Source organism: Clostridium aquiflavi (genome assembly GCF_031344075.1).
GTDB classification, from domain to species: Bacteria; Bacillota; Clostridia; order Clostridiales; family Clostridiaceae; genus Clostridium; species Clostridium aquiflavi.
Genome location: NZ_JAVJAN010000042.1, coordinates 20,585 through 27,898, shown reverse-complemented (window position 1 = coordinate 27,898; position 7,314 = coordinate 20,585). Strand labels below are relative to the sequence as shown.

Here is a 7,314-nt window from a genome sequence, read left to right as displayed (position 1 = left end):
AGCTTTATTTTAGTGTTCTTAAAGTAAATTCCTCTGTCCATGAGCTTTATACTACAATATCAACACTGTTTTAAAACATAGCCATTTTTTAAAATTAAAACCCTATAACTAAAAAATATAGCTTAATTTCAATAAATTTTCTTATTATATTCTCTATTTTCTTGCACATTCTTTTGATTTTTCTAGCAAAATATCTATTCCATGCTTTATATCATTTAACACAAAATCCAATGCTTCCTTGCATGCTTTTGGACTTCCTGGCAAATTAACTATTAACGTTTTCCCTCTAATTCCAGAAATAGCTCTTGATAACATTGCTCTTTTAGTTATTTGAAGACTATAATATCTTATTGCTTCACATATCCCTGGTGCTTCTCTTTCAATAACTATCTTAGTTGCCTCTGGAGTTATATCTCTTGGAGAAAATCCAGTACCCCCTGTACTTAAAATAAGATTAACATTAAGTTCATCACTCATATACATAAATTCTTTTGACAACATCTCCTTATCATCAGGAAGAATTATTTGCCTTACAACTTCAAAATCATTATTTTCCACTATTTCTTTTATTACTGCTCCACTTTTATCTTCTCTTTCGCCTACATATCCTTTATCACTACTTGTAATAATTCCAACTGTATACATTAATCAAAACCTCCCAAATATCTATTACAAAAGATTTTTAGTAATATCCCCCTATTCTAACTAATTAACCATTATAAAAATTATATCATAACAAAATACATAATTACCAAATATTTAATTATAAAATCTTAATAGAATTCATTGTTATAAGTCTTTTTTTAAATATATCTATATTTTAAAATTAACTGCCTATTATATAATAGTATTCTTAATAAAGATAAGCTAAAGAATTTAGTTTTAACTCTTTAGCTTATCTTTATCTATGACTATGTTTTAGGTGAATGTTGATATTGTAGTATAAGGACGAACTGGCATTGGAATTTGCTTTATACTACAATATCGACACAGTTTTAAAGCATAGTCTAATTTACTTATATAAAACTTATTTTAATCAACAGATATATAAATATGAATTTCTGCATTTTCCATATCACAATTTTGATATTCCTCAAAATCACATCTATAATTTCTATTTAATTTCATATTCCATAACTCTTGCCAAAAGTTATTAACTGCTTGTTGCACTTGTCCATGAACAATAAATTTAGCATATTTTCCAGCTGGAATAACTTTTACTATAGTGTTTTCACCTATATTTTCTGCATCACTAACTTCACACCCTACCGTAACACTATACTCGCTATTAACATCACTTTCATAATCAGAGTAAATACCTATTGCTTTATCATTTGATTTATTTTTAATAGTATTATATACTCCACCTTCATAAAGATTTTGCCACAGTGATCCTATTATCTGTGTCATATTATCATCACAATTTTTTGTCCTAGCAGTTACCCCTACTACTTTCTTTTCTTTTAAATTTACAACCTCATAATTCATATTTGATTACCTCTCTTTCTTTGATAATCAAATATTAACAAACATAACTTGACATCTATGTGTCATATTATAAATATTTTTTTATAATTTCTTCTACTTTTTTCTTAAGCTCTTCTCTCATCTCTAAAGGTTTAAGTATCTCAAGGCTATTTCCAAAACCAAGAAAATAATCATATAACCATTTAGTTTTTGGAACACTTACTATAATATAAAATTCATCATTTTCTAAAGTAATTTTTCCATTTTTAAATTCATCATAAACCCTTGAAGCCATGGAAATATGTACTTTAAGCTTCACTTCAATTAATTCTTCCTTTGGTGACATATCATAACTAATATTTAATGGTGGTGTATTTACAAAGGTATCTTTTAAAATTTCTATTTTTTCTATTCTTGTTAATTTAAAAAATCGCATATCTTTTCTTTTTCTGCAATATCCATAAATATACCAATTATATCCTTTGAATATCAATTTATATGGTTCTATAATACGCTCTGACCTCTCACCTTTATTGCTAAAATAAGAAATATATACTGCCTTTGAATTAATAATACTATCTTTAATAATTTCAAAATTTTCTTTATCCTCTTCACTTTGCTCCCAACCTGAAAAATCAATCTCTATCCAATCAATTGCATCCTTCCTAAATAAACTTCTTAGTTTTAAAAAAGAATCATCTACATTTATCTGTCCTGTAGCATTTACACTTTGTAATGCCATAAGTACTTGTTTCTGCTCACTATCAGACAATATGGTTTTATCTATAGAATAATTGTCTAAAATAGAAAGCCCTCCACCTTTACCCTGAGCTGAACAAATTGGTATACCATTTGTAGATAATATCTCAATATCTCTGTATATAGTTCTAACAGATACATTAAATTGTTCTGCTAATTCGGCAGCAGTAACACTCTTTTTGCTAACTAATATATTTACAATAGAAAATAATCTATCTATTTTCATTTAATTTCCTCACTAAAAAATATATCTATTTATACAAATTATACCATTCAAATTCATAATGTTATACAGACTATTTTCTATATTACTTTAATTTTTATTGTGAATTGTGTAATAATAAAAAAACGTCTAATTGTGAACTATCACTTGTCTACTTGACAAGTGATAGTTCACAACTAGACACTTACAAAAATTATTCAAATATATCAGTTAAATTTATTTTTAAATCTGAAAATACAGTTGAACTATATTCATCACTATTCTTATATACATTAACTATCTGATATGCCCCATCTATTAATGCATGTTGGACAATAAAACCAGTTTGTTCTACAAGGTTATATTCTAATACTCCAAACCTTTCATAAGTATCATATTTTCTCCCCTTATCAAATTTAGCAGTTGATTTTGATAATATCTCAAATATTACTTTTGGAGTGGAAGTAAAGCTTTCACCTTTTTTAGTTGCATCTTCACACATAATAAAAATATCTGGTTTATATTTTCTAATATCATCTTTATAATTAAAGATTACCTCTATTTGTTCATCATAAGCTTGGCATTTTGAACCTTTTAAATATATTGAAAGTTCGGTTAAAATATTTCGTTTAATTTGATTATGTTTTATTGATGTTGTTGAACTTAAGAATATTAAACCATTGTCATACTCTGCTTTTCCATCATAATGAGCCTGAATATCTTCGAATTCTTCTTCACTATAATTATTTACATAGTCATAATTCACAAAATAACCTCCTTATTAGATAGCCTCTTCATTGTAGACTATTTCAAATGTACACTTATTTCTTACATTTTTAAATAAATTAAAAGTACATATAAATTTTAATATTTTACCATTATATTTTTTGCTTTATATCCATTTTATCATTTGTTTAATTTACTACCATAATTATATTAAATTCTTCACTCATTATCAATGAAATCTAATTTATCATAGATACTATTTAATCATATCTCTTTAATTTTTATAATAAATTGTGTAATAATAAATATATAAATACAGTTTGGAGATGATTTTTATGAGTATTGAAATAGATAAATTATCAGATATTTTAAAAAACAGTAATAACATAGTCTTCTTTGGTGGTGCAGGAATGTCAACCGAATCTGGAATACCTGATTTTAGAAGTGCTAATGGTTTGTTTAATAAAAAACTTAATGTAACTTTTACACCTGAGCAATTAGTATCTCATAGTTTTTATATTAGACATCCTGAAGAATTTTTTAACTTCTATAAAGCTAAACTTATATACCCAGATGCTAAGCCAAATAGTGGACATATAGCTTTAGCTAAACTCGAAGAAATGGGGAAACTTAAAGCTATTGTTACTCAAAACATAGATGGACTTCATCAAGCTGCTGGTTCTAAAAATGTTTTTGAACTACATGGATCTGTTCACAGAAATTATTGCACTAATTGTAATGCATTTTATGATTCAGATTTTATTTTAGAATCAAAAGGAGTACCTACTTGTACAAAGTGTGGAGGAACTGTTAAACCAGATGTTGTTCTTTATGAAGAAGGATTAGATGATAATACTATCACAGGTGCAATTAAAGCAATATCTAAAGCTGATACCTTAATTATAGGAGGTACTTCATTAGTTGTTTATCCAGCAGCTGGATTAATTGATTACTTTAGAGGCAAAAACCTTATTCTTATAAATAAAAGTTCTACTTCAGCTGACTCAAAGGCTAATCTAATTATTAATGATTCTGTTGGAAAAGTTTTAAATGAAGCTGTAAATAATTTATAATTAAGAAGCTATCTATAACCAATAGATAGCTTATCTAAATTTTAATTGTTATTCTTTTCCATACAAATCTGTATATTTTCAAAAAAAGAATTTTTAATTTCATCATAATCCTTAAAATCTATGCTAGGTAAATTAAATTTTTGAATAAAGAAATCTACTAACTCAGTAAATTTTTTTTCATCATTTAATAAAAAACCTTTTATATTTTTATTAAATATTCCTTTTATATCCTCAAATTTTTGTGGTGGCATAACTAAGGGTACTACATTCTTTGATTTTACCCAAGCTGCTCCCATCTCACATAAACATGCAGGACTTTCAAAAAACCTTTTTGTAAAAAGAAATAACACTATTATATTATCATCAAATTTATTTCGTATTTGTTCAAAAATGTCTTCTCCAATACTAACACCTCTATTATTGGCAGAACTACAAAAAATTTTTCCATCCTTTATATTCTTACTTATACCTAAAGCTTCCAGTAATTTAATTATAGCTTCTGCTAATTTATCATCTTTTTCATTATGACTTATAAATACTGATAATTCTTTACTTCTAATTTTTTTACTTTCAGTATTTTTAATATCTTGATTTGTTTGAATATGTATAACATTATCTTTATTGAAATATTCAACATCCATTGCATTTTCTTTATTTTTTTTACTATTCTGGCCGAAGTATTTATCTTTGTAATTTACCGATGTAGAAATTTCTTCTATTTTATTATTCTTTTCAATTAAATCATAATATACCTCAATATCTTTGACTGAACCATCTGATATCTTAAAACTAGTTCCACAAATATCGCATTCATATTTCTCATTCATTTGAGAACTATCTATATAAAACTCCTCTTCACATTCTTTATTAGGACATTTTCCTGTAAACACTCTTAGTGCATGTCCCCTATTTACCAATATACTTAAAAAATCATCTGCTTCTTCCTCACTTATACTTAATTCCTTGCATAAAATTCGAGGTTGAATACATGATAATTCCCCATCAATTTTGCTAATCTTCCATTTATTAAAATCAACTTCTATTTTCTTCAAATTTTCTAATTGCATATTCTACATCCTCCCTTGAAACTTTTCTATAAAAATGTATTTCAACACATTCATCTCTAGTTGCATCATAATATAATGATATGTCTTCTTTATTCCAAAGAACTCTTATTTTTTGTATGTATCTACTCTTTTTTAATGTTTGTCTTAAATTTAAATATGCTTCTGAGTCTAATAAAGTTTCTTTTCTTCTTCTTGTTTTTAAGACTGCCTTTACTGCTGTTTTATCCCTAAACTTAATATATGATATTAATCCTTCAATTTGTTTATTATCAATCAAGCATAGAGGCACAATCATATTTTCTATTATATTTCTTATTTGAAATGTTAACTCATCAAAACATTGTAATTTTTGTTCTTCAACACTTAGCTTATTTTTTATTTTATTTTTAGTAATAATTGCAAGTTTATTAATATCATCATCAATATCTTCCATACCTAACTTACTTATTTTTTCTATTACTTCATTCAATAATTTATTACACATATTATATAAAATTTCTTGATTACCTGACTTATCCTCAATATTTGATAAATTGAATATTTGCAAAAATTTCTTTGCTAATTTATTAGCAATATTTTCTCCTTTGTAATTTGGATCTTTTATATAATCTTTAACTAGAGATTTTATTATAAGATAGTTATTTTCAAAATCTATATCTATTGGAAAATAGCTGTTTTCAAATTTATCAATATTTCTATCTCGATACTTAACTTTCTTTACAACTATAACTCTAAGTTTTAAAATTTTTTTCTTATTTTCTTTTAAGATTTTAATATATCCTATATCTTCATTTTCTCCCTTTTCATAAAGATAATATGTTGAAGCAAGTTCATTATACTCTAAAGTAGAAACTCTATAATTTCTACTTAGTATATCTAATACCCCTTTTAAACTATTATCAAAATTAAAAGATTCTTTAAATTTATAGTAAAATACTTGCTTGTGTTTTCCATATGATAATTTATTAGGTAAAAATTTATTTAGATCTTCTTTTTTTATTTCCCCGCTTATGACTTTATCATTAATAAAGTCAACAATCTTTTTTTGTGGATAATACTTACTTGCTAAATATTGTCCTCTTAATTTAAGATTAGTTAACAATTTATCGAAATCACCACTATATATATTAACTGCTATTGTATTATCAAACAAATAAATATCCTCTGTTCTTGCTTTGTTATTTTGCATTATAATCCTCTCCTAAAGCATATTTGTACAAGTACATTTTATCATTTTTTCAAGTATATGTTAATAAAATATTATTTTTTTACATAATTTTTAATTAAGCTCTAAAAGTACTAGTATAGATTTTTATTAATATACAAAACATTATATTCTTACAATAAATAAAGAAGTAGTATACTAATTAGTATTACTACTTCTTTATTTATCCAATTCTATATTTAGAATATTTATCATTCATTTTTCCTAGCATATATCCATCTACATCTTTTGAATTCTTATTAATGACGGATACCTCTACACCAACTGATTTTAATAGTTTAATTTTTTCTTTGGTTTCCTTACTAACAAAATATCTTTTATTAAAAAACCTTTCAATCAATTTTTTCACAGTATCACGCTCCTTTTGATTCATTCTTTTCCTTAATATCATTATATACTAAATTTAACTCATTGGTTAAAACATCATAAAATTTTTCCCCTATATTATCCAAATATTTTGTATAATCATTTTCATGTGTTACCTCTTGTCCTATAGCTATTACAAAAATATATGGTATTCTACCTTTTTCAAATTCTATACATCTTGTTATATAAAATCTATCTTTATTTTTATTCCTCTGATTTCTAAATTTAAAAAATTCTTTCTCTATTATTCCTTTTAAAAATCCATCTCTTTTTTTATTTCTTATTCTTTCCTGATAATCACTTTTTATACTTTTTATTTCTACATGATCTTGTCCAAACATATAAAGTAAGCTAAAACAAAGGCAACAGTAATCAAATATTACAGAATCTGTTACATCGTTCTTCTCTTTCTTATTTATGCGTTCCGTT

General features: G+C 25.1%; 9 protein-coding genes. 1 reads left to right on the top strand and 8 read right to left on the bottom strand.

All coding sequences use genetic code 11. The annotated features are described in order from the left end of the window. Window positions 1-153 precede the first annotated feature (153 nt). The 4 genes from RGC78_RS13740 to RGC78_RS13725 all read right to left on the bottom strand — a co-directional run bounded on the left by RGC78_RS13740 (window position 154) and on the right by RGC78_RS13725 (window position 3,194). Window positions 154-645, bottom strand: coding sequence for a MogA/MoaB family molybdenum cofactor biosynthesis protein (locus RGC78_RS13740; RefSeq protein ID WP_309556825.1), 492 nt, complete (start codon window positions 643-645; stop codon window positions 154-156). Window positions 646-1,032: 387 nt separating this feature from the next. Beyond that, on the bottom strand, window positions 1,033-1,488 hold the full coding sequence (locus tag RGC78_RS13735) for a GyrI-like domain-containing protein (protein WP_309556824.1): 456 nt from the start codon (window positions 1,486-1,488) through the stop codon (window positions 1,033-1,035). A 67-nt stretch (window positions 1,489-1,555) separates the two neighbouring features. Further along, on the bottom strand, window positions 1,556-2,452 hold the full coding sequence (locus RGC78_RS13730) for a helix-turn-helix transcriptional regulator (protein ID WP_309556823.1): 897 nt from the start codon (window positions 2,450-2,452) through the stop codon (window positions 1,556-1,558). A gap of 190 nt (window positions 2,453-2,642) precedes the next feature. Then, on the bottom strand, window positions 2,643-3,194 hold the full coding sequence (locus RGC78_RS13725) for a Uma2 family endonuclease (protein WP_012449521.1): 552 nt from the start codon (window positions 3,192-3,194) through the stop codon (window positions 2,643-2,645). Between the two features lie 295 nt (window positions 3,195-3,489). On the opposite strand from RGC78_RS13725, the gene RGC78_RS13720 reads away from it, so the two are divergent. Next, window positions 3,490-4,227, top strand: a complete 738-nt coding sequence (locus tag RGC78_RS13720) for an NAD-dependent protein deacylase (protein ID WP_309556822.1) — start codon at window positions 3,490-3,492, stop codon at window positions 4,225-4,227. A gap of 41 nt (window positions 4,228-4,268) precedes the next feature. Here RGC78_RS13720 and RGC78_RS13715 read toward each other — a convergent pair whose 3' ends face one another. The 4 genes from RGC78_RS13715 to RGC78_RS13700 form a co-directional block, all read right to left on the bottom strand. Beyond that, window positions 4,269-5,294: a toll/interleukin-1 receptor domain-containing protein gene (locus tag RGC78_RS13715; RefSeq protein WP_309556821.1), complete on the bottom strand. Its 1,026-nt coding sequence runs from the start codon at window positions 5,292-5,294 to the stop codon at window positions 4,269-4,271. Further along, entirely contained in the window at window positions 5,260-6,483 is a 1,224-nt protein-coding gene (locus RGC78_RS13710; RefSeq protein ID WP_309556820.1) for a hypothetical protein, read from the bottom strand. Before RGC78_RS13710 ends, RGC78_RS13715 begins: the two co-directional genes overlap by 35 nt. A 199-nt stretch (window positions 6,484-6,682) precedes the next feature. Next, a complete protein-coding gene (locus RGC78_RS13705; protein ID WP_309556819.1) occupies window positions 6,683-6,868 on the bottom strand; it encodes a hypothetical protein in 186 nt (61 codons plus the stop codon). Window positions 6,869-6,872: 4 nt separating this feature from the next. Then, window positions 6,873-7,226 carry a hypothetical protein gene (locus tag RGC78_RS13700; protein ID WP_309556818.1) on the bottom strand — a complete coding sequence of 118 codons (354 nt, stop codon included), beginning with the start codon at window positions 7,224-7,226 and terminating at the stop codon, window positions 6,873-6,875. Window positions 7,227-7,314 lie beyond the last annotated feature (88 nt).

What these genes read in the sequence shown, in the direction of transcription:
- RGC78_RS13740 (WP_309556825.1), bottom strand. Translation starts at nt 645, where the DNA reads ATGTATACAGTTGGAATTATTACAAGTAGTGATAAAGGATATGTAGGC.
- RGC78_RS13735 (WP_309556824.1), bottom strand. Translation starts at nt 1,488, where the DNA reads ATGAATTATGAGGTTGTAAATTTAAAAGAAAAGAAAGTAGTAGGGGTA.
- RGC78_RS13730 (WP_309556823.1), bottom strand. Translation starts at nt 2,452, where the DNA reads ATGAAAATAGATAGATTATTTTCTATTGTAAATATATTAGTTAGCAAA.
- RGC78_RS13720 (WP_309556822.1), top strand. Translation starts at nt 3,490, where the DNA reads ATGAGTATTGAAATAGATAAATTATCAGATATTTTAAAAAACAGTAAT.
- RGC78_RS13715 (WP_309556821.1), bottom strand. Translation starts at nt 5,294, where the DNA reads ATGCAATTAGAAAATTTGAAGAAAATAGAAGTTGATTTTAATAAATGG.
- RGC78_RS13710 (WP_309556820.1), bottom strand. Translation starts at nt 6,483, where the DNA reads ATGCAAAATAACAAAGCAAGAACAGAGGATATTTATTTGTTTGATAAT.
- RGC78_RS13700 (WP_309556818.1), bottom strand. Translation starts at nt 7,226, where the DNA reads ATGTTTGGACAAGATCATGTAGAAATAAAAAGTATAAAAAGTGATTAT.